Annotated in this window: 21 protein-coding genes; 4 read left to right on the forward strand and 17 right to left on the reverse strand. The window is 56.5% G+C overall.

Annotated features, from left to right (window positions below; all coding sequences use genetic code 11):
- The first annotated feature begins 14 nt into the window (after positions 1 to 14).
- Together MPQ_RS00990 and MPQ_RS00995 are read left to right on the forward strand one after the other, a co-directional pair.
- The gene (locus MPQ_RS00990; RefSeq protein WP_013441015.1) at positions 15 to 2,141 is read left to right on the forward strand and encodes an ATP-binding protein; all 2,127 of its coding nucleotides are present in this window, start codon (positions 15 to 17) and stop codon (positions 2,139 to 2,141) included.
- Between the two features lie 5 nt (positions 2,142 to 2,146).
- Positions 2,147 to 3,430, forward strand: coding sequence for a sigma-54 dependent transcriptional regulator (locus tag MPQ_RS00995; RefSeq protein ID WP_013441016.1), 1,284 nt, complete (start codon positions 2,147 to 2,149; stop codon positions 3,428 to 3,430).
- Between the two features lie 41 nt (positions 3,431 to 3,471).
- On the opposite strand, the gene MPQ_RS01000 is transcribed toward MPQ_RS00995, so the two are convergent.
- The 17 genes from MPQ_RS01000 to MPQ_RS01080 all read right to left on the reverse strand — a co-directional run bounded on the left by MPQ_RS01000 (position 3,472) and on the right by MPQ_RS01080 (position 17,610).
- Complete coding sequence (locus MPQ_RS01000) at positions 3,472 to 3,843, reverse strand: TfoX/Sxy family protein (protein ID WP_013441017.1); 372 nt, start codon at positions 3,841 to 3,843, stop codon at positions 3,472 to 3,474.
- Between the two features lie 65 nt (positions 3,844 to 3,908).
- Positions 3,909 to 4,676: an exodeoxyribonuclease III gene (locus MPQ_RS01005; RefSeq protein WP_013441018.1), complete on the reverse strand. Its 768-nt coding sequence runs from the start codon at positions 4,674 to 4,676 to the stop codon at positions 3,909 to 3,911.
- A 71-nt stretch (positions 4,677 to 4,747) separates the two neighbouring features.
- Positions 4,748 to 5,278: a glutaredoxin family protein gene (locus tag MPQ_RS01010; protein ID WP_013441019.1), complete on the reverse strand. Its 531-nt coding sequence runs from the start codon at positions 5,276 to 5,278 to the stop codon at positions 4,748 to 4,750.
- A gap of 13 nt (positions 5,279 to 5,291) precedes the next feature.
- Positions 5,292 to 7,340, reverse strand: a complete 2,049-nt coding sequence (locus MPQ_RS01015) for a M3 family metallopeptidase (protein ID WP_013441020.1) — start codon at positions 7,338 to 7,340, stop codon at positions 5,292 to 5,294.
- Positions 7,341 to 7,414: 74 nt separating this feature from the next.
- On the reverse strand, positions 7,415 to 7,771 hold the full coding sequence (locus tag MPQ_RS01020; RefSeq protein WP_013441021.1) for a DUF4870 domain-containing protein: 357 nt from the start codon (positions 7,769 to 7,771) through the stop codon (positions 7,415 to 7,417).
- A 13-nt stretch (positions 7,772 to 7,784) separates the two neighbouring features.
- Complete coding sequence (gene ptsP / locus MPQ_RS01025) at positions 7,785 to 9,539, reverse strand: phosphoenolpyruvate--protein phosphotransferase (RefSeq protein WP_013441022.1); 1,755 nt, start codon at positions 9,537 to 9,539, stop codon at positions 7,785 to 7,787.
- A 7-nt stretch (positions 9,540 to 9,546) separates the two neighbouring features.
- A complete protein-coding gene (locus MPQ_RS01030; protein WP_013441023.1) occupies positions 9,547 to 9,816 on the reverse strand; it encodes an HPr family phosphocarrier protein in 270 nt (89 codons plus the stop codon).
- On the reverse strand, positions 9,809 to 10,216 hold the full coding sequence (locus tag MPQ_RS01035; protein WP_013441024.1) for a PTS sugar transporter subunit IIA: 408 nt from the start codon (positions 10,214 to 10,216) through the stop codon (positions 9,809 to 9,811). The genes MPQ_RS01030 and MPQ_RS01035 overlap by 8 nt, the downstream gene beginning before the upstream one ends.
- A 50-nt stretch (positions 10,217 to 10,266) precedes the next feature.
- On the reverse strand, positions 10,267 to 11,103 hold the full coding sequence (gene rapZ / locus MPQ_RS01040) for an RNase adapter RapZ (protein WP_041362502.1): 837 nt from the start codon (positions 11,101 to 11,103) through the stop codon (positions 10,267 to 10,269).
- 16 nt (positions 11,104 to 11,119) lie between these two features.
- Positions 11,120 to 12,085, reverse strand: coding sequence for an HPr(Ser) kinase/phosphatase (hprK, locus tag MPQ_RS01045; protein ID WP_013441026.1), 966 nt, complete (start codon positions 12,083 to 12,085; stop codon positions 11,120 to 11,122).
- Between the two features lie 82 nt (positions 12,086 to 12,167).
- Positions 12,168 to 12,497: a ribosome hibernation-promoting factor, HPF/YfiA family gene (gene hpf / locus MPQ_RS01050; RefSeq protein ID WP_013441027.1), complete on the reverse strand. Its 330-nt coding sequence runs from the start codon at positions 12,495 to 12,497 to the stop codon at positions 12,168 to 12,170.
- Positions 12,498 to 12,524: 27 nt separating this feature from the next.
- Positions 12,525 to 13,979 (reverse strand): RNA polymerase factor sigma-54, encoded by a 1,455-nt coding sequence (locus MPQ_RS01055; RefSeq protein ID WP_013441028.1) that lies wholly within the window; start codon positions 13,977 to 13,979, stop codon positions 12,525 to 12,527.
- 24 nt (positions 13,980 to 14,003) lie between these two features.
- Positions 14,004 to 14,726: an LPS export ABC transporter ATP-binding protein gene (lptB, locus tag MPQ_RS01060; RefSeq protein ID WP_013441029.1), complete on the reverse strand. Its 723-nt coding sequence runs from the start codon at positions 14,724 to 14,726 to the stop codon at positions 14,004 to 14,006.
- Positions 14,727 to 14,782: 56 nt separating this feature from the next.
- Positions 14,783 to 15,340 (reverse strand): lipopolysaccharide transport periplasmic protein LptA, encoded by a 558-nt coding sequence (gene lptA / locus MPQ_RS01065; RefSeq protein ID WP_013441030.1) that lies wholly within the window; start codon positions 15,338 to 15,340, stop codon positions 14,783 to 14,785.
- Complete coding sequence (lptC, locus tag MPQ_RS01070) at positions 15,321 to 16,076, reverse strand: LPS export ABC transporter periplasmic protein LptC (protein ID WP_015829205.1); 756 nt, start codon at positions 16,074 to 16,076, stop codon at positions 15,321 to 15,323. Before lptC ends, lptA begins: the two co-directional genes overlap by 20 nt.
- Positions 16,077 to 16,085: 9 nt before the next feature.
- Positions 16,086 to 16,610, reverse strand: a complete 525-nt coding sequence (locus tag MPQ_RS01075) for an HAD family hydrolase (protein WP_013441032.1) — start codon at positions 16,608 to 16,610, stop codon at positions 16,086 to 16,088.
- A 1-nt stretch (position 16,611) separates the two neighbouring features.
- Entirely contained in the window at positions 16,612 to 17,610 is a 999-nt protein-coding gene (locus tag MPQ_RS01080) for a KpsF/GutQ family sugar-phosphate isomerase (protein ID WP_013441033.1), read from the reverse strand.
- A gap of 264 nt (positions 17,611 to 17,874) precedes the next feature.
- Here MPQ_RS01080 and MPQ_RS01085 point away from each other — a divergent pair, with 264 nt between their 5' ends.
- Together MPQ_RS01085 and thiO are read left to right on the forward strand one after the other, a co-directional pair.
- Complete coding sequence (locus tag MPQ_RS01085) at positions 17,875 to 19,842, forward strand: cation:proton antiporter (protein WP_013441034.1); 1,968 nt, start codon at positions 17,875 to 17,877, stop codon at positions 19,840 to 19,842.
- 39 nt (positions 19,843 to 19,881) lie between these two features.
- Positions 19,882 to 20,976, forward strand: coding sequence for a glycine oxidase ThiO (thiO, locus tag MPQ_RS01090; RefSeq protein WP_041361921.1), 1,095 nt, complete (start codon positions 19,882 to 19,884; stop codon positions 20,974 to 20,976).
- The last annotated feature ends 1 nt before the right edge of the window (position 20,977 follow it).

Genomic DNA, 20,977 nt, shown 5'->3' on the forward strand with positions numbered 1-20,977 from the left:
ATGCCTTTGCATCAATGAAATACATCGTTTTTATCAGTGCCCTGCTAGGTGCAGTTTTGCTGTACCTGCTGTCGCATGCCAGCACCAATACCGCTGCCTCAGGTAATTATTACACCTTGCTGCTGGTGTTGAATGGCGCCCTGGCGGTGGCCTTGATTGTCATGATCAGCATGCAGCTCTGGCGCCTGTTTCGCCAGATGCGCGCCCATGTCATGGGCAGTCGGCTTACCCTGCGATTGCTGGGGGCCTTTGCCCTCATGGCGATTATTCCTGGTGTGATTGTGTATGCGGTATCGGTCAATTTCCTGACGCGCTCGATTGAGTCGTGGTTTAACGTGAAAGTGGAAGCCGCGCTGGAAGGCGGTTTGCGTCTGGGGCAAAGTGCACTCGACATCATGCTGTCTGATATTGAGGAAAAAGCCGAAAGCATGGCGGTGTCTCTGGCGTTTCAGCCATCGAATTCACACCTGAGCGTGTTGAATGACCTGCGGGAAAAAAGCGGGGTGGAAGATGCGGTGCTGTTGACCTTGCAGGGGCGCATTCTGGCGTTTTCCAGCAATAACCCGGCGACATTTCTGCCTGAGCTGCCCAGCATTCCCCAGCTGCGCCAGGCACGGCAACATGTGTATGGCACCATAGAACCTATTCCGGATAAAGGCCTCTATCTGCGGGTACTGGCCCCGATCGTGATGCCGGATCTGGCAGGGGAAACGCGTATTCTGCAGCTGTTGCAGCCGGTGCCCAAAAGCTTGTCCACCACCGCGGAATCCGTGCAGGATGTGTATCAGGATTATCAGGAGCTGTCGCTCAGCCGTGAATCACTGAAAGAAGTATTTGCGCTGACACTGACGCTGGTGCTGATGCTTGCCATGTTGTCGGCTGTGTCGATTGCCTTTGTGTTGAGCCGCCGCCTTTCTGCGCCGCTGGGCGTGCTGGCGGAAGGCACCCGCGCCATTGCCCGCGGCGATTACGGCACCATGTTGCCGGTGCATGGCAAGGATGAGCTGGGCATACTGGTGCAATCGTTTAACAGCATGACGAGACAGCTGGGCGATGCCACGCTGGCGGCCGAGCGCAACCGGGCACGGGTGGAAGCGGCGCGGGGTTATCTGGCAACCATTCTGGCGCACTTGTCGTCCGGCGTGCTGGCGCTGGATGATCGTGCGCAATTGCGTACCTGCAATATGGCGGCTTCCAATATTCTTGGCGTCAACCTGAGCAATTTTCTTGAGCAGCCTTTCCAGCAGCTGGGGCAGACCCATGTGGCGCTGGAGGCGTGGGTAGAGCTGATTCTTGCGCATTGTGGCGACGACGACACGGGCGAGTGGCAAGAGGAACTGGAGCTGGTGACCGCCCAGGGCAAGCGCATTCTGCTGGTGCGAGGCACGCGTTTGCCGCAAACGGCGGATAGCGGTTTCCTCATCGTGTTTGACGATGTAACGGCCATGGTGCAAGCGCAGCGCGATGCGGCCTGGGGGGAAGTCGCACGGCGACTGGCACATGAGATCAAGAATCCACTCACGCCGATTCAGCTCTCGGCCGAGCGCCTGGAGCACAAGCTGGCGGCCAAGCTCGAAACCGACGATGCCGATATGCTACGGCGTGCCACCAATACCATCGTGACGCAGGTGGCTGCCATGAAAACCATGGTGAATGAATTCAGCGAATATGCCCGGGCACCCGCGCTTAATCTGAGTGAGCTGGCGCTGAATGGACTGATCAATGATGTGCTGGCCCTGTATGAGCCAGCGGATATTCAGCTGGAAGTCAGCCTGACGGAAGGGTTGCCCTCCGTCATGGGCGACGCCACCATGTTGCGGCAAGTGCTGCACAATCTGCTGCAAAACGCCCAGGATGCGCTGGAAGGCAGGGCGGATGGCGTGATTCACATCATCACGACGGCTGAAACGGAAATGGTCAAACTGGAGGTACGAGACAATGGCACCGGTTTCCCGCTGGAAATTCTCAGCCGTGCGTTCGAGCCCTACATGACCAGCAAGCGCCATGGCACCGGTCTTGGCCTGGCGATCGTCAAGAAAATCATAGAAGAGCATAAAGGCCACATTCATATTGAAAACCTGGCAGAGGGGGGCGCAAGCATCACTGTGACTTTGCCAGCAAAAACGAAAAGGGTGGAGTAATCGTAATGACCGCAAGACATGTGCTAGTTGTCGATGATGAAATCGGCATACGTGAGCTACTGTATGACATTCTGCAGGATGAAGGCTACCAGGTGAAACTGGCCGAGAATGCGGCGGAGGCGCGTGTTTATCGTGAACAGATGCGTCCTGATCTGGTACTGCTGGATATCTGGATGCCAGATTGTGATGGCATCAGCCTGCTGAAAGAGTGGGGGAATAGTGGCCTGCTGACGATGCCGGTGGTCATGATGTCCGGCCACGGCACGATTGATACCGCAGTCGAGGCAACCCGCATCGGGGCGTTTGATTTTCTGGAAAAGCCGATTGCCCTGCAAAAACTGCTGAAAACCGTTAGCGCAGCGCTCAAGCATGGTGAGCAATTGCCACGCTCTGACATGACGCTGCTCAACCTGGGCAAAAGCCCGGTGATCAGCGAACTGCGTCAGCGCCTGGAACAGATTGCAGGCGTCAAGAGTCCGCTCCTGCTGATCGGCGAGCAAGGCAGTGGCGCCGAGCTGTGCGCCAAATTTTTGCATAATCCGGATACTCCGTGGCTGAGCCTTACCGATTATGAACAGCTGGCGACAGCACCGCTTGATATTCTGGAGCAGGTGCAGGAGGGCATGCTGTTTATTCCTGAGGTGGCCGATCTCAGTAAAAACCAGCAGAAAGGCCTGCAGCTCTTATTGGCACGTGCCGACAAATACGGCGCCCGCGTCGTCTGTGTCACGGCCAAAAGCCTGCCTCAGCTGGTGGTTGCCGGGCGATTTGATAACCTGTTACTGCAGTCTATCTCCGCTACCAGCCTGCGTATCCCCAACTTGTCAGATCACCGTGAAGACATCCCCGACCTGGCCCGTGCCATGGCCGCGCTGCTGGTCGACAGTGGCGAGGTGCTGTACCGGGAGTTTGACGTCGCGGCGCTGAATGCACTGCGCAATGCGGAATGGCCAGGCAATATTACCCAGCTGGATAGCGTGATACGTAATCTCATGCAGACCAGCCTGGGCGAGAAAATCACCTTGGCGGATGTGAATCGCGTGCTGGAGCAGTTTGCGGCATTCCAGGCGGCCTTGCCTATCGTCGAGACTTCTTCGGCCAGTGCAGGCCTGGCGGCCTTGAATATCGACAAGCCTTTGCGCGAAGCCCGCGATGATTTTGAGCGTCTGTATTTCGAGCACCATCTGGTCAAGGCCGGGCACAACATGAGCCGGGTGGCCGAAGCGGTGCAGCTGGAGCGCACCCATCTCTACCGCAAACTGAAGCAGCTGGGTATCAAGGCGAAGTAAGCGAGACGAATTAAACTAGACGAAATAAACCAGGCAATCAGTCAGCCAAGGCTGACTTTGCTTGTCCGTTTGCTGCTGCGTCGTGGTTTCAAAGGTTTGGTACGCAAGGCGGCCGCATAAGCCTTGCGCGCCCAGCTGGCTGCCAGGTCCCGATCTTCCAGGATGAAATCCGGGGCTTGATAGTAGGGCAAGTCTATCCAGCGGCCCTGCTTTTCATAGCCAAAACGGGGCAAGGCCAGCGCTTGAAAGTCCCCTGCATTTTCCGCATCGGCCTTGAGATACAAGGTCTCGTCAAATACCAGTCCAAAGGTCAGCCCCTGATGATAGAGCGCATGGCCGCCAAACATTCGCCGTATGCTGATTGGGCCTAACAGCGCAAATATATCGGGCAGATAGTCGGTGAATTCGCTCATCGTTCACACATGCCATTCAGGTCTGAAGTCATACCATGTGGTTAGTTTGGTCAAGCTGTTCAATGCTATTCGGATAGCTCCAGTACCACCGGCGTATGATCCGAGGGCCGTTCCAGCTTGCGTGGAGCCTTGTCTATCCAGCTGGCCTTGCAGGCGGCCAGCAATGGCGTGCTTACCAGTATGTGATCAATGCGCAGGCCGAGGTTGCGGCGGAAACCCGCCATGCGGTAATCCCACCAGCTGAAACTGGCTTCTGGTTGCTCGAATAAACGGAACGTATCGTGCAAGCCCAGACCCACCAGCCCCTGAAACGCGTTGCGCTCGGGTTCGCTGACCAGTACCTGGCCTAACCAGGCTGCGGGGTCGTGTACATCGCGGTCCTCGGGAGCAATATTGTAATCCCCCAGCAAGGCCAGCTTGGGATGCGCTGCCAGCTCTGCCTGCAGGTGCGTGGTGAGCGAGGCCAGCCAGTTCAGCTTGTATTGATACTTGTCTGAATCCACGCTCTGCCCATTTGGAATATAGGCACAGACGATGCGTATGCCCTTGACTGTCGCGGCAATCAGCCTCTTTTGCTCATCGGCAAAGTCCGGAATGCCGTAGCTCGGATGTTCCAGCACATGGCGACTGAGAATCGCCACTCCGTTATAGGTTTTCTGGCCGCTATGGATGGCGTTGTAGCCAATCGCGGTCAGTGCTTCATAGGGGAATTTGCTGTCCTCCTGCTTGGTTTCCTGCAGGCACAGCACATCGGGCTGATTGGCCGTGCACCAGTCCAGCACATGCGGCAGGCGTACATTGAGCGAGTTGACATTCCAGGTGGCGAGTTTCACGTAAAGCTCCTGTGGATGCGTGGGCGCATCTCTTGGTGGGTGCCGTTGACCGTGGTCGTGGCGTGGTTAAGTTAAGGGGATTTGGCTTCGGCAGCCGGTTGCTTGTCGGCGACCTTGGCCGCCTTGGACGGTTTCTTGAAGTCTGCCATGGGGTTGCTGCGTGGATAGCCGGCCTGATCCAGCGCGCTGTTCCAGGCGGACTCTTCAAACCCCAGGTGCGGGTTCTTGCCTACCATCAGGAAAGGCACTTGCAAGCGACCAGTCAGCTTTTGCAATTCCAGCTTGTCCTCGTCCTTGTTCTTCAGGGTATAGGGCGCGCCGCGCTTGTCCAGCAGGGCCTTGGCCTGATCACATGGATTTCCGCACTCCTTGAAGACATACAGGGTGAGGGGATTTTTTTCGACAGCTACCTTGATTTCATAAGGCTCTTTGTCGGTTTCCACCACATTCAGGCTTTGCTTCAGTTTTTCTACCGAGCGGTTTTTCGCGGGGGGTGTATCGCCATAATTCACGCTTTCGGCATCGGTCCATTTGTATACATCCGCCAGACAGCTGGTGGCGCTGCATAGAGCGATCAGGAGCAATGCACGAAAGCGCATCATGGTGGTGTTCCCTTTAGGTCGTCATGCCATTGTGGCGCAATAGCGCATCAATATCCGGTGCACGGCCACGGAATGCAATAAAGGATTCCAGTGCCGTGCGGGAGCCGCCCTGGGCCAGAATCTCATTCCAGAAACGGCGGCCTGTTTCTTCGGATAATACCCCGTTTTCTTCAAACAGGCTGTAGGCGTCGGCAGACAGCACTTCCGCCCACTTGTAGCTGTAATAGCCAGCGCCATAGCCGCCCGCGAAGATATGCGAGAAGTTATTCGGGAAGCGATTCCATTTTGGTGGGCGTACCACGGCCACTTCGTCGCGGACTTCCTCGATCAGGTCCAGCGAGGTCTTGCTGCCATTGGGGTCAAAGTCGCCATGCAGGCGCATGTCGAACAGAGAAAACTCGATCTGGCGCACAGTCTGCATGCCCGCCTGAAAATTCTTGGCCGCGATCATCTTGTCGAACAGCTCGCGCGGTAATTGTGCGCCGGTTTCCACATGCTTGGTCATGTGACGCAACACATCCCACTCCCAGCAGAAGTTTTCCATGAACTGGCTCGGCAGTTCTACCGCATCCCACTCCACGCCCTTGATGCCGGAGACGCCGTAATCATCCACCTGCGTCAGCATGTGGTGCAGGCCATGGCCGAACTCGTGGAACATGGTGATCACTTCATCATGGGTGAACAGCGCCGGTTTGTCGCCTACCGGTGCCGAGAAATTGCAGGTGAGGAATGCCACGGGCGTTTCAACACCATGCGATTTTTTGCGACGGGTAATCGCTTCGTCCATCCAGGCGCCGCCACGCTTGTTGTTGCGAGCATAGAGATCAAGGTAGAACTGGCCTACCAGTTTGCCCTGGTGGTCGGTGATTTCGTAAAACTCGGCATTGTCATGCCATACCGGCGCCTTTGACTTGCGCACATGCACACCGAAAATGGTCTCCGTGACCTTGAACAGGCCATGCAGCACTTGCTCTTCCGGGAAGTACTGTTTCACTTCCTGATCGGAGAAGGCATATTTTTCTTCGCGCAGTTTTTCCGACGCATAGGCAATATCCCATGCCTGCAGATCGGTGAGGCCGAGTTTGCTGGCGGCGTATTCACGCAGCTCCTGCATGTCGCGCTCGGCAAATGGTTTGGCGCGCTTGGCCAGGGTCTGCAGAAACTCTTCGACCTGTGCCGGGCTTTCCGCCATCTTGGTGGCCAGCGATTCTTCAGCGTAATTGCGATAGCCCAGCATCACAGCAGCCTCGTGCCGCAGCTTGAGTATGCTGGAGATCAGTGCAGTGTTGTCCCACTCTGGCTTGCCAAACTCCGATGCGCGCGTGGCATAGGCGCGATACAGCTGTTCACGCAAGGCGCGGTCGTCGGCATATTGCAGCACAGGCATGTAGGAAGGGAAATGCAGGGTGAATTTCCAGCCACTTTTGCCATCTTCACGGGCCGCATCCTGGGCGGCCTGCAAGGCATCTTGCGGAATGCCGCGCAGGGTATCGGCCTGGTCGATATACAGGCTGAAGTCGTTGGTGGTATCGAGCAGGTTTTCCTCGAACTTGGCGGAGAGTGTGGAAAGCTCTTCCTGGATGGCCTTGAAACGGGCTTTTTGCGCCTCTGGCAATTCAGCACCGCCCAGGCGGAAATCACGCAGCTCATTGTCGACAATCTTGCGTTGTGCCGGGCTTAAGCTTGTGTAGCCTGCACTCTCGCGCAAGGCGCGGAAACGGGCATACAAGCGCTCATCCTGTGAGAGATCCGCATAAAACGCGGTCAGCTTGGGTAGGTTGTCGTTGTACGCCTCGCGCAGTTCCGGGCTGTTGACCACGGCATTCATGTGCGACACCTGCGACCAGGCACGTGAAATCTGCTCTTGCATGTCATCCATTGGGCGCACAAAGTTTTCCCAGGTGGGCGTTTCAGTGGCGCTCGCCAGTTGCTCCAGTATGGCGCGCCCCTGATCCAGCAAGCGGTCTATGGCCGGGGTGACATGGGCAGCTTTGACCTCATCAAAGCGGGGCAGGCCGGAAAAATCCAGCAGCGGGTTATCTTGCAAAGCCTTGTCGTTCACGTGAGCCATCCTTCTGGGTAATGCGGGTTAATCAAAAATTCCAGTATTAAAATTCAATTATGAAAATTCAAGTATCAGTTAATCAGGCGGAGCGTAAATGGGTAGCGGTAAGTCTCTCCGCGGCTGGCCGCCACGGCAGCCAGAAAGCTGAACACAATATTCAGCAGCCAGACGATGCCCATGAGCAAAAACCCCACCAGGATGAAAATCAGCGCCGAGCTGATGGCCTGGGCAATCAGCACCGTGATCTGAAAATTCAATGCTTCACGCGATTGCTGGCTGATGTAGGGACTATCGTTGCGCTTCAGCAGCCAGACGATCAGGCTGGGAAAGACGGAAAACAGAATACCGCCCAGGTGTGTCAGCACCATGATATTCAGGTCGTCTGACGGAATCTCCTGGGGTTCACGCTCGTGTTCTAGGTCTGTCATATGGTTATCTCCTTTACTGGAGATTCAGTTTTTGCAGCAAAGGTTCAACCCGATCAATATCCTGGGTGCCCAGAATCTTGCGTGCTACCGGAGTGATCAAGGGTAAATCGCTCTGCAGGATTTGGCGTTTGACGGTCAGGATCTGCGATGGATGCATGGAGAATTGACGCAAGCCAAAGCCCAGCAACAACCGGGCAAGCTTGGCTTCGCCCGCCATTTCGCCGCAGACGGATACCGGCTTGCCCAGCTTGTTGCCCGCGCGTATGGTCATCTCCACCAGTTGCAGCACGGCAGGATGCAAGGGGTTATAGAGATGCGAAACGGTATCGTCCGTGCGGTCAATCGCCAGCGAATACTGGATCAAGTCGTTGGTGCCAATGGACAGGAAATCCAGCTCGCGGGCAAAGGCCTCGGCGCACAAGGCCGCTGCCGGGATTTCAATCATGCCGCCAACCTGGATGTCTTTGTCGTAATGCGCTTTTTCCGCATCCAGACTTTGCTTGGCGCGCTCAATCAGTGCGAGCGTTTGCCGCAGTTCGGTAATCGAGGACAGCATGGGGATCAGAATCTTGATCTTGCCGTAATGCGAAGCGCGCAGGATGGCGCGCAGCTGCGTCAGGAAGATCGCCGGTTCTGACAGGCACAAACGAATGGCGCGCAGTCCCAGCGCCGGGTTGGTGCATGTGCGGGCGGTATCCGGATTCATTTCCTTGTCCGCGCCCAGGTCCAGCGTACGGATGGTGACCGGCAGGTCCTTCATGGCCTCGGCCACACTGCGATAGGCGGAAAACTGTTCTTCTTCACCCGGCATCTCGCGCCGGTTCATGAACAGAAACTCGGTACGGTAGAGGCCGATACCGGTCGCTCCCGCTGCTCTGGCATGGCTGACATCTTCCGGCACTTCAATGTTGGCATGCAGTTCAATGCTGGTGCCATCCAGCGTCACCGCCTTGGTGAGCTTGAGGCGTTTCAGTTTTTGCTGCTCGATTTCCCATTGTTCCTGCCGCAGCTTGTATTCGGCAAGGGTGTCCTTGTCCGGATTGACAATGACCACGCCCTGGTTGCCATCGACGATGATCAGTTCGCCATCGCGTACCAGGGTGCGTGCTCGTTGCAAGGCAACGATGGAGGGAATATTGAGGCTGCGCGCCAGAATCGCCGTATGAGACGTAGCACCGCCGACATCGGTGATGAAGGCGGCAAACTGGTGCTGCTTGAACTGAATGGCATCAGCCGGGGAAAGATCATGCGCCACCAGAATGATGGCACTCTCCTGCGAGCGTAGCGGCACCTGGCTCGGGTGCCCGAGCAGCACCTTGATAATCCGCTCGACGACCTGAATCACATCCTGTTTGCGCTCGCGCAGGTATTCGTCTTCAAATTTTTCGAACTGGGCAACGAGGTCTTCCATCTGCTGCTTCAGCGCCCATTCGGCATTGCAGCCTTCCGCCTTGATCATCTGCTTGGGCGTTTCAGACAGCGCGTGATCCTGCAGGATCATCAGATGCGTGCTGATAAAGGCGCTAAGCTCAGGCGGCGCTTTTTCCGGCAGCAGGCGGCGCACGGTTTCCAGGTCGTGCTTGACGGTTTTTACTGCCTTGTCAAAACGGGTAATCTCGTCGGCAATAAGGGCCTTGGGCACCTGAAAATGCACCACTTCAAGCAAGGCATGTGAGACGAGATGGGCATGACCGATGGCAATGCCGCTGGACACGCCAACGCCGTGGATGGAAAAACTGACTTTGGAAGCGGGGCTGGGGGCGGCCACGATGAATTTATTCCGGTTCGCCAAACTTGCCCGAGATCAGGGTCACCAGCGCCTGCATGGCGGCCTCTTCATCGGCACCATTGGTTTCTAGCACGATCTTGCTGCCTTTGCTGGCGGCCAGCATCATCACACCCATGATGCTCTTGGCATTGACTCTTCTACCGTTGCGCTCGATCCAGATTTCACTGCCAAACTGGCTGGCGGTTTGCGTCAGCTTGGTAGATGCGCGTGCGTGCAGGCCGAGCTTGTTGATGATTTCTATTTCTTGTTTAGTCATGATGCTTGCATGCTTCCTCAGTAAAATGGATAACGCCTTCGCTACCCCCGCTCAATGCTTTTTGTACCAATAGCTGAATATCCCCGTTGCGGTACGTCAGTGTGCGCACCAGCATGGGCAGGTTCACCCCGGCGACACCTTCCACCCGTCCCGGCTTCAGCAATTTGCCCACCATATTACATGGGGTTGCGCCGTAAATGTCCGAGAGGATGAGCACGCCATTGCCTTCATCCAGTTCATCCACCAGTTGCTGCGCCTGTGGCAGCATGGCGGCCGGATCATCGTGGGTGCCTATGCCCAGTTGCTTGAGCAGTGGCGGGCGTGTGCCCATCACATGGCTGGCGCAATGTATCAGGCTCTCACCCAATGTGCCGTGCGCAATAATCAGTATACCTATCATGAAAGCGTCCTGTTGCCGGGGCCCGGCATCGTGAATTTAAACAAGCCTGTCTACTCTAGCTCGCGGTGCCTGATCAGCACTTTTTGTTGTTTGTCCTTGAAATACTGGCTCAGCTGCTCGACGAAAAACACCGAGCGATGCTGACCGCCAGTGCAGCCGATAGCGACGGTCAGGTAGCTGCGGTGATCGCCATCAAAGCAGGGTAGCCAGCGCTCCACATAGCCGCGTATATCCTGCAGCATCTCCAGCGCCATGGGCTGTTGCCGCAAAAAGTCCTGTACCGGTGCATCTTTGCCGGTGAGCGGGCGCAATACCGGGTCGTAATGCGGGTTGGGCAGGCAGCGCACGTCAAACACAAAGTCGGCATCCAGCGGTATGCCATGCTTGAAGCCGAAGGAGACAAACAATAACGTCATGCCGGTGCTTTGCTGCACGACAAAATCGCGCACCCAGTTGCGTAAAGTATTGGCGCTGAGGTTGCTGGTGTCGATGCGATGATCCAGATTTACCAGCCGGTTCAGTAGCTGCCGTTCGTATTCTATGCTCTCGGCCAGTGTGGTTTTTTCATCGCTGAGCGGGTGCCGGCGCCGTGTTTCGCTGAAGCGCTTTACCAGGGTTTCGGCGTTGGACTCCAGGTAAAGCACCTGCACCGAGATGCCTTTGTCGCGCAGCGCCTGGATGTTTTCCGGCAAGGTTTCCAGCGCTGCGCTGCGGGTGTCTATGCTGATCGCCACGCGCTGCTGGGTGGCAGGTGCCAGATGCTCGGAAATCTGCGGCAGCAAGGTGGCGGGCAGATTGTCTATGCAATAAAAACCAGCGTCTTCCAGAGCGCGCAACACAATGCTTTTGCCTGAGCCGGAAAGGCCAGTGACAATGATGAGACGCATATTGCTGGTGGCCACGCTAGCTCTCCACTTGCTGCTGGCGCTTCATGGCTTTGCTCATCTCGCGATGCTGGCGCTGCATGAACTGCTTGGTGCCGTTAATGCCGCGCAGCAACAGCATGTGGTTGCGCACGGCGACTTCGACCAGCACCGCAATATTGCGGCCGGCCGCCACGGGAATCATGACTTTGGGGATTTTTACGCCCAGGATTTTTTCGTGATGCGATTTGATCTTGAGCCTGTCCAGCAGTTGCGGCGCCAGAGTATCGGCCATCTCAAGCTGAATGATGAGATCGAGCGGTTTGGTGGGCTTGACGGCATTGTCACCAAACAGGGCACGGATGTTGAGGATGCCGAGGCCACGCACTTCAAGGAAGTCCTGCAGGATAGGGGGGCAGCGCCCTTCAAGCCGGTCCGGCGCAATCCGGTAGAAATCGACAATATCATCCGCCACCAGACGATGTCCGCGCGAAATCAGTTCCAGCGCGAGCTCGCTTTTACCAATGGCCGGGTTGCCCTTGATCAGGATGCCAAAGCCCTGCACTTCAATGAAAACACCATGGGAGCTCTCGGATTCGGCGACGGCTTGCGCCAGATAATGGCTCAGGACATCCATCAGCCCCGGGCTGCGCATGGGTGAGGTAAACAAGGGGGTTTGAAAATCATCCGAGGCTGCATTCAGCTCGGCGGGTGGTTTTTCACCATTGGCGACGACAACGGCGGCCAGGTCGGTGGAAAACAGATTGTGGATGGCTTTCTTGAGCTCTGGCTTGGGCAGGCTGCGCAAGTAATCCATCTCAGCACAGCCCAACACCTGCACGCGGTTGGGGTGTACAAAATTCAGATGCCCGATCAGTGCCAGCGAGGGCTTGGTCACCGTTTCACTGGTGAGCAGGTTTTCGCCGCCATTCAGCCCGGAAACCCAGGTGAGCTTGAGATTGCGGCGCATATCCCGGTAAAGCTGTGCAACACTGATGGTAGCCATATGATTACCTTATGTTCGGCAGGGACAAGGCGACTGGCGATATGTAAGACAACACGCCTTTGCCTTGTCCCCGGTTAGACCTTTATTCCGCAGCCGCCTGGTGCTTGAGGGCACCGTTGGCCTTGTGATGGTCGCTTACTTTTTCCTTGTGCTTCAGAACCTGGCGATCCAGCTTGTCAGCCAGCGCGTCAATCGCGCCGTACATGTTTTCACCGCTGCTTTCGGCATGGATATCGTGACCCGGCACATGAATGGTGGCCTCCACTTTCTGCGCCAGCTTCTCTACGCTCATGGTGACTTTGACGTCAATCACATGGTCGAAGTGGTTACTCACGCGCTCAAGCTTGCTCTGCACATATTCGCGCAGGGCTGGGGTAACGTCGAGATGGTGTCCGGTGAGATGCAGGTTCATGATTTACTCCTTCAGGTAAAACGCAGATCAAAGCGATCTGCGCTGGTTGGCCGCGGGTATCTGCAAAGACTCGCGGTATTTGGCAATGGTGCGACGAGCAACCACGATGCCCTGTTTACCCAGGATATCCGTGATCTGGTTATCCGACAGCGGCTTTTTCGGGTTCTCTTCGCTGACCATTTGTTTGATCAGGGCGCGTATGGCAGTGGCGGAACAAGCGCCCCCGGATTCGGTAGCCACATGGCTGCCAAAGAAATATTTAAGCTCGTAAACTCCGCGTGGGGTGAGCATGTACTTGCGCGTGGTAACGCGTGACACCGTGGATTCGTGCAGGCCCAGCTCATCGGCAATCTCGCGCAGCACCAGGGGGCGCATGGCGACCTCGCCGTGCTCAAAGAAATTGCGCTGGCGATCCACAATCGCCTGAGAAACGCGCAGGATGGTGGAGAAGCGCTGCTGGATGTTCTTGATCATCCACTTGGCTTCCTGCATCTGGCTCATCAGGTATTGGCTCGAGCTTTCGCGGTTGCGCTTGAGGATGCCGGCATACAGCTGGTTGATGCGCAGCTTGGGCACGACTTCGTCGTTCAGATGGGCCAGCCAGACACCTTTGATTTTCTTGACCACGATTTCATGCTGAATGTAATGATCAGACGTGATTTTGCTGAATTCACCACCTGGGCGGGGATTGAGTTGCAGCACCAGCTGTTGCACTTCGCGCAATACATCATCGTCGCAGGCCAGCAATTTTTTCAGTTTTGCGTAATCGCGGGCTGCCAGCAGGGGCAAGTGCGTTTCGGCAACCTTGATGGCGAGATCCACATAAGGCGTATCTGGTGGCAAGGCGCGCAATTGCAAGGATAGGCATTCTGCCAGATTGCGCGCGCCTATGCCGGGTGGGTCCAGGTTCTGGATATGCTTGAGCGCCGTCTGCAACTCCAGCATGTCGATTTCGAGCTCCGGTGGCAGCATCTCGGCCAGCTCTTCCAGCGACTGCTCCAGATAACCGTCGTCGGTAATGGTATCGACCAGCAGCATGGACAAGGTCTGGTCGCGCTCGGACAGTGGCAACAGTTTGAGCTGACCTAGCAGATGATCGCGCAGGCTGAGGCTGACCGCTTCCTGGTAGCTGAAATCATTGTCATCGTCATTGCCGGAGCTGCTGTCTTCCCAGCGGTTGCTGCCGCTGCTGCTGCCGAATTCAAAATAGTCATCGCCACCAAATTCATCCTGGCGGGGAGCTTCCTCCGGTGTGGCGGCCACGCTGGGCTCAGGGGCTACTGGCGCCGCAATGAAGTTGTCGGGGATTTCCAGCGGTTCTTCGATCTTGTCAGCGCGTTCCAGCAATGGATTCGCCTGCAGTAGGGTTTCCAGCTCCTGATTGAGCTCCTGCGTGGATAGCTGCAACAAACGGATGGACTGCTGCAGTTGCGGAGTCAGCGCCAGGTGTTGCGAAAATTTGAGTTGTAAGCTTTGCTTCATACGTGGGGGCCGCCAAATGTGTGCTTAGAGGCGGAAGTCCTTACCAAGATACACTTCTCTTACGCTATCGTTGTGAATAATTTCGCTGGGCTTGCCTGCCGCGAAGACGCGTCCTTCATTGACGATATAGGCGCGGTCGCAAATACCTAATGTTTCCCGCACGTTGTGGTCGGTGATCAGCACGCCGATATTGCGTTCGGTCAAAAAGCGGATGATCTTCTGAATGTCCAGCACGGCGATGGGGTCGATGCCGGCAAATGGCTCATCCAGCAGAATGAAGCTGGGGTTGGTGGCCAGGCAGCGGGCGATTTCAACGCGACGGCGCTCACCGCCGGACAGGCTGACCGCCATGCTGTTGCGGATATGCGTGATATGCAGTTCCTGCAGCAGCGATTCCAGCTGGTTTTCCATCTGTTCCGGCGCCAGTTTCTGCAACTCCAGAATCGCCATGATGTTTTCGGCCACCGTCATCTTGCGGAAAATCGAGGGCTCCTGCGGCAGATAGGCGAGGCCCAGGCGCGCACGACGGTGTATGGGCAGACGGCTCAGATCCTTGCCATCCAGCAGAATGCGGCCATCATCCAGGGCCACCAGCCCCACCATCATGTAAAAGCTGGTGGTCTTGCCTGCACCGTTAGGGCCCAGCAAGCCCACCACTTCGCCGCTATTGAGTTGCAGCGAAATATCCTGCACCACCGTGCGGGATTTATATTTCTTGCGCAGACCTTCTACGATTAATTGGCTCATGTTTACTCAGGTATATCGTGTTGCACGCCAGACTGACGGATTGTCAGCATGGCAGGTTAATTGGCCGTCGCGCCATCGGTGCCAGCCGGTTTTTTCTTGGGCTGAATGACGGCACGTACACGCCCGGTCGGTGTGGCAGGCGTTGCTGCCTGGCTGCCACCGCCAATCACCTCGGCATATTCGGCATTGGCGTCATACATGATGTAGTCACCATGCACGATGTCATCGCCTTTTTTAACCCAGGCCTTGGTGTAGAGCTGTACCTTGTCCATACGTCCATCGTACTCGATACGTTGACCGCTGCCTTCCATATATTCGTTTTTACCTTCCATTTTTTGCTTGAAGGTGGAGGGCGTCTGCGGATTACCGTAGGTCGTGCTGTGCTGAAAGCCTTCTTTGTCCTCGCGCACCACCAGCTTATCGCCACGGATGATCAGCGTCCCCTGGGTGAGGATTACATTGCCGGTGTAGATGCTGGTCTTTTTGGCATCATTTACGGTGACGGCATCTGCTTCCAGATTGATGGGCTTGTCCTTGTCCGCCTTTTCGGCGTGTGCAGGCAGGCAGGCCATCATCAAAAGTAGCGGCAAAAAGCTACGGGGCAGGGTTGTCATATTTTCTCCGAATCCGGGCTTGGTTATTGGTACTGGTACTTCGTTTCGCCTGTGTTGCCTGTTTTTTAGCGGGGCTGGCGCTGGCCTTGGCATTTTTCTGTGGTGCCGCCTTGCTGGCTTTCGCTGGCGTGCTGGCAGGGGCTTTGCCAGCGGCTTTTTTTGTCACGCTGGGCGAAAGGTAATGCGCCCGCACGCGGCCACGCAGGTTGACGGTCTGGTTTTTCTTGTTGAATACCATACCGTTGGCATGAATCACCGTTTCCGGTGCCTGAGTGATCACCACAGGTTTGTCTGTCACGGCCACTTCCTGCTTGGGGAACATCTTGAGGTACTGGGTACGTACCATCATTTCCCCTTTATCCTTGGATGCCTGGCGAATGACGATCACATTATCCATGAATTCCACGGTCTCGCCATCGCTGGAGACGTTGCCACGCTGGCCTTCAATCTGCGTGTAAGGCTTGTTGACGGCATACTGCGTAAACCGGGGCCGTTCAAGTTCGGTGGTGTCATCATCCGGGTAATGCTTCATCTTTACCGCTGCCAGCACATAGGCCAGCGCACCGTTCACATTGGTCCGCGTCGTGACAAAGTTGTCCAGAATGTAATCCGGGTCATGGCGCAAATTGGCATCCGGCCGCCGCTCGGGAGGCTGAACACTGCGATCTATCCAGAACGTGAGCAGCGCCAGCAGGGCGAGCAGCACGAGCGGAAACACGACGGTTGGACGTCCCAATATCAATCCTTACTTCAGGAACCGGGCCATCTGTGCGTCAAAGGTGCCTTGTGCTTTCATCAGCAGTTCGCACACTTCACGCACGGCACCGTGGCCCGCAGGGCGGCTGGTGATGTAATGCGCATACTCTTTCACCAGCGGCATGGCATGCGGCACGGTAATGCCGAGGCCACCATAACGAATCGGGGGGATATCAATGACATCATCGCCCATGAAGGCGCATTCTTCGCGGCTGAAGCCAAATTGCGCGCGGACTTCATCAAAGGAGGCCAGCTTGTCGTCCACCCCCTGATGAAAATGCAGAATGCCGACATTGGCGGCGCGCTTGACCACGACCTGGGATGTGCGGCCAGTGACGATCGCCATGTGCACGCCGGTGGCTTTCAACAATTTCATGCCCAGGCCATCATGCGAGTGGAAAAATTTGTATTCCTGGCCGTCGTCGCCCAGTCCAAGGCCGCCGTCGGTCATGACGCCGTCGACATCGAATACCACGAGTTTGATGCGCTTGGCGCGTTCTTCTACGGACAACAATTCAAACCACCTTTGCAATAAGAAGATCGTGCATGTTCAATGCCCCGATCAGGGTTCCCTGCTGATCGGTGACCAACAGGCTGGTAATTTTTTTCTGCTCCATGATGGCAACCGCATCGACTGCCAGTTGCTCCGGGCGGATTTGCTGCGGCGATGTGTGCATCACATCCCGCATGTAGGTGCTGTTTATGTCCACGGCATTCTCGAATGCCCGGCGCAAATCGCCATCGGTAAATACCCCAACGGCATGCTGCTCCGCATCGACAATCGCTGTCATGCCGAGGCCTTTGCGCGACATTTCCAGCAAGCCTTCTTTCAGGCTGGCTTCAACTCCCACGCTGGGGATGGCATCGCCTGTGCGCATCACGTCGCGCACATGCAGCAGCAGTTTGCGGCCCAGCGTACCCCCCGGGTGCGACAAGGCGAATTCCTCGGCAGAAAATCCGCGCTGATCCATGACGGCAATCGCCAGGGCATCACCCAGTGCCAGCGAGGCGGTGGTGCTGGCGGTAGGCGCCAATGCCAGCGGGCATGCTTCTTCGGTAACGTGGGCATCCAGGCTCACATCTGCCGCTTTCCCCAGCGTTGATTGCGGATGGCCGGTGATGCTGATCAGGCGCGCGCCCATGCGCTTCAATGTGGGCAGTATCACGCGTAACTCATCTGCCTCGCCGGAGTTGGACAGGGCAATGACCACATCCTTGCCGGTAATCATGCCCAGGTCGCCATGGCTCGCCTCAGCGGGATGAACGAAAAAAGCAGGTGTACCTGTACTGGCAAACGTGGCGGCGATTTTGTTTCCGATATGACCGGATTTGCCCATGCCAGTCACCACAATGCGACCCTGGCATTGTAAAATGAGTTCGACGGCACGCGTGAAGCTGTCATCCAGCCTGCGGGCTAGTGCTTCCACCTCGCGTGCTTCAATTAACAGGACTTCCCTTGCCAGATCAATCGGCGTTTTGCTTGCACCGATTTTTCGTATTTTTGATGGTTCCATACCCGGCAAGTATAAAAGGGAATGTCCGACGAATAAAGGATTTATACGTAATCCATGCCGACTTTTGATAAAGTCGGCATAAATTTTGCCTGTAGGTTTTTTCAAGGGGAGGCGTGCATGAAAAGGGTTGTGTCTGAGGATCAAGCCAGCTGCCGGAAGATATCGATTGACCGTCTATGCATGACGGTCGGCCTTGTCTGCTTTCTCTTGTCTTCCACTCCAGACAGACCTCTTTAAATGTTGAGTTCCTTCAAAGCTATTTTAATGCACGATACCTTACCCGCTATTCTGATCCTGCTTACCAGCTCGGTGCTGGCTGTTGCCCTGTTTCGTGCCTTGCGCCTGCCGGCCATGCTGGCTTACTTCCTGGTCGGGCTGGCCCTGGGGCCGCATACCTTCGGCATTTTGCCGGATACGGAAGCCAATCGTGAGCTGGCCGAGTTCGGTATTGTATTTCTGATGTTCAGTATCGGGCTGGAGTTCAGTCTGGCCCAGTTGTATGCCATGCGCAAAACCGTGCTCGGCCTCGGCGGCATGCAGGTGCTGCTGACCATGCTTGCTGTCATGATGGCCTGCATTGCCTTTGGCCTCAGCTGGGAAACCGCATTTGTCATCGCCGGTGCCCTGTCCATGTCATCGACCGCGATTGTGTCGAAAATGCTGGTGGAAGGCCTGGAGCTGAATTCGCGCCACGGCCGTCTTTCCATTGGCGTGCTCTTGTTCCAGGATATTGCCGTGGTGCCCATGCTGGTGCTGATTCCAGCGCTGGCCTCGCATGGTGGTGATCTCGGTCAGGTATTGCTGATCTCTCTGCTAAAAGCCGCGGTCATGCTGATCATCCTGTTTGTTTTTGGCAAGTCGCTGATCAACCCCTGGTTTGGTCTGGTGGCCCGCCAGCGCTCGCGTGAGCTGTTTGTGATGAATGTACTCATGGTGACGCTGATGCTGGCTTTTGCCACCAAGCTCGCCGGGCTTTCCTATGCGCTGGGCGCCTTTATCGCCGGCATGCTGATTTCTGAAACCCGCTATCGCTATCAGGTGGAATCGGATATCGCGGCATTCCGCGACATTCTGCTGGGCCTGTTTTTCATTACGGTAGGCATGCTGCTGGATGTGCATGAGCTGGCGGCCAACCTGGGGCTGGTGTTGCTGGTCACGGCCGGATTCATTTTGTTCAAGGGCGTGCTGGTGGCGGTGCTGAGCCGGGCATTCGGTCACGAGCCGGGTGTCGCGATTCGTACCGGCATTACGCTGGCGCAAGCGGGCGAATTCAGTTTTGTTTTGCTGTCGCTGGGCCTGGGGCATGGTTTGATTGGTGGGCAGGCGCTGCAGGTGGTACTGGCTGCTTCGCTGATCTCCATGGTGGTGGCGCCCTTTATCATTCAGCACAACGAGCGGCTGGGCGAACTGCTGTCGCGCAGCTATGTGCGCAATCGCGAAAAGCAGATTCAGGATATCGAAAACATAGGCAAGGAACTGGTTGACCACGTGATTATTTGCGGTTTCGGGCGCAGCGGGCAGTATCTGGCGCGCTTTCTCAGTGAGGAAAATATACCGTTCATTGCGCTGGATATTGACCCTTCACGGGTGCGCGAAGCGGCCGCGGCGGGTGAAAACGTGATCTATGGCGATGCAGGCCGACGCGTGGTATTGGCGGCGGCGGGCGCGGCGCAGGCCAAGGCGCTGATCATCAGTTATGACGATGCGCCATCTGCCATGAAGATTCTGCATGTGGTGGAAGACAATTACCCCAAGCTGCCGGTTATTGTGCGCACGGTGGACGATGCCAATATGGAAGGCTTCCGCAAGGCGGGCGCGGCAGAAGTGGTGCCAGAAGTGCTGGAAGGCAGCCTGATGCTGGCCTCGCATGCGCTGGTCTTGCTCGGTGTGCCGCTGAATCGGGTGGTGAAGCGTATCCGTTTGTTCCGGGAAGAGCGTTACAAGATGTTCCGCGGCTTTTTCCACGGCATGTCCGATCTGGACGAAGAAGCGCAGGAAACGCCACGCCTGAACTCGGTGTTGATTACATCGTCCGCCTATGCGCTTAACATGCGCCTGGGTGATATCAATTTCTCCGGGCTCAATGTGGAGGTGAAGTTTATCCGTCGCCTCAACCTGAAGCCATGGGCTCCCACCTCGGAGTCCGTCTTTATCGAAGGTGATGTGGTCGTCCTGCTGGGCACGCCCAAGGATCTTGTCCTGGCTGAAAAAGCCTTGCTGCAAGGCCGCTAAAGTCCGACACTTTGTGATTTACATCCAATTTCAAATCTTATGAGCCGTAACATTATCGTAGCTGGGGGCGGCATACTCGGCTGTATGACCGCCATGTCCCTGATTCAACATGGCCATCAGGTCACCCTGGTGGAGCGTGGCCAGATTGGCGGACATGCGCAGGGCGAGGCTTCCTGGGCCGCGGCGGGTATTCTTTTTCCGCTGCTGCCGTGGGCCTATGTCGAGCCGGTGAACCGGCTGGCGGTGGCGAGCATGCGCGCCTATGGCGAGCTGTGCCAGCGCCTGCTGGAAGATACCGGCATAGACCCCGAGTATCAGCAGGATGGCATGCTGCTGTTACCGGATTACAAGCGCGAGCAGGCCTTGGCATGGGCAAGCCAGTATGGATTTGCCGAACATGCGGAGGCGCCTGCCCATAGTTTTGCAGCGGATCGTCAAAATGCGATGTGGCTGCCGGAAGTGGCGCATGTGCGGCCCCCCGTATTGCTGGCGGCCTTGCGGCAATGGCTGCTGCAACAGGGTGCCACTATCCTTGATAACACGGAGCTGTTGCCGTTGGCTACCAATGAAGAGACGGATCAGCTGACACGCTGGCCGACACGGGCAGGCCGCGAACTCGAAGCGGATGCCTTTGTACTGACGGCGGGCGCCTGGAGTGGTTTGTTACTGGGCGACCAGCAGCCACTGCCCATCAAGCCCATGCGTGGCCAGATGCTGCTGTATGCGCAACCTCATCAGCAAAAGCTCACGCATATTGTTTTCCGTGAAGGCTTTTATATGGTGCCGCGGCGGGATGGCCTGATTCTGGCGGGCAGTTGCCTGGAAGATGTCGGGTTTGATCATGCGGTGACCGATGACATGGGCAGCCAGCTGGCTGCCAAAGCCGCAGCCCTGTTACCCGAGCTGGCCGATGCGCCTGTGCTGGCACATTGGAGCGGTTTCCGTCCGGGGTCTCCGGATAATGTGCCCACCATTGCCGCGCACCCGCAGTATAAAAACCTCTATATCAATAGCGGTCATTTCCGTTACGGGCTGACGATGGCACCTGCGAGCGCCGAACTGCTGTCGGCCCTGGTGCAAGGAAGTGCTTCTGAAAGTGACCTAACTGCTTACGCCTACCGCGCTGCCGAATAGG

The sequence above is a fragment of the Methylovorus sp. MP688 genome (genome assembly GCF_000183115.1).
Taxonomy (GTDB): Bacteria; Pseudomonadota; Gammaproteobacteria; order Burkholderiales; family Methylophilaceae; genus Methylovorus; species Methylovorus glucosotrophus.

Excerpts from the sequence above, each read along its gene's own strand:
- MPQ_RS00990 (WP_013441015.1), top strand. The coding sequence starts at position 15 with ATGAAATACATCGTTTTTATCAGTGCCCTGCTAGGTGCAGTTTTGCTG.
- MPQ_RS00995 (WP_013441016.1), top strand. The coding sequence starts at position 2,147 with ATGACCGCAAGACATGTGCTAGTTGTCGATGATGAAATCGGCATACGT.
- MPQ_RS01000 (WP_013441017.1), bottom strand. The coding sequence starts at position 3,843 with ATGAGCGAATTCACCGACTATCTGCCCGATATATTTGCGCTGTTAGGC.
- MPQ_RS01010 (WP_013441019.1), bottom strand. The coding sequence starts at position 5,278 with ATGATGCGCTTTCGTGCATTGCTCCTGATCGCTCTATGCAGCGCCACC.
- MPQ_RS01020 (WP_013441021.1), bottom strand. The coding sequence starts at position 7,771 with ATGACAGACCTAGAACACGAGCGTGAACCCCAGGAGATTCCGTCAGAC.
- MPQ_RS01030 (WP_013441023.1), bottom strand. The coding sequence starts at position 9,816 with ATGACTAAACAAGAAATAGAAATCATCAACAAGCTCGGCCTGCACGCA.
- MPQ_RS01035 (WP_013441024.1), bottom strand. The coding sequence starts at position 10,216 with ATGATAGGTATACTGATTATTGCGCACGGCACATTGGGTGAGAGCCTG.
- rapZ (WP_041362502.1), bottom strand. The coding sequence starts at position 11,103 with ATGCGTCTCATCATTGTCACTGGCCTTTCCGGCTCAGGCAAAAGCATT.
- hprK (WP_013441026.1), bottom strand. The coding sequence starts at position 12,085 with ATGGCTACCATCAGTGTTGCACAGCTTTACCGGGATATGCGCCGCAAT.
- hpf (WP_013441027.1), bottom strand. The coding sequence starts at position 12,497 with ATGAACCTGCATCTCACCGGACACCATCTCGACGTTACCCCAGCCCTG.
- MPQ_RS01055 (WP_013441028.1), bottom strand. The coding sequence starts at position 13,979 with ATGAAGCAAAGCTTACAACTCAAATTTTCGCAACACCTGGCGCTGACT.
- lptB (WP_013441029.1), bottom strand. The coding sequence starts at position 14,726 with ATGAGCCAATTAATCGTAGAAGGTCTGCGCAAGAAATATAAATCCCGC.
- lptA (WP_013441030.1), bottom strand. The coding sequence starts at position 15,340 with ATGACAACCCTGCCCCGTAGCTTTTTGCCGCTACTTTTGATGATGGCC.
- MPQ_RS01080 (WP_013441033.1), bottom strand. The coding sequence starts at position 17,610 with ATGGAACCATCAAAAATACGAAAAATCGGTGCAAGCAAAACGCCGATT.
- MPQ_RS01085 (WP_013441034.1), top strand. The coding sequence starts at position 17,875 with ATGCACGATACCTTACCCGCTATTCTGATCCTGCTTACCAGCTCGGTG.
- thiO (WP_041361921.1), top strand. The coding sequence starts at position 19,882 with ATGAGCCGTAACATTATCGTAGCTGGGGGCGGCATACTCGGCTGTATG.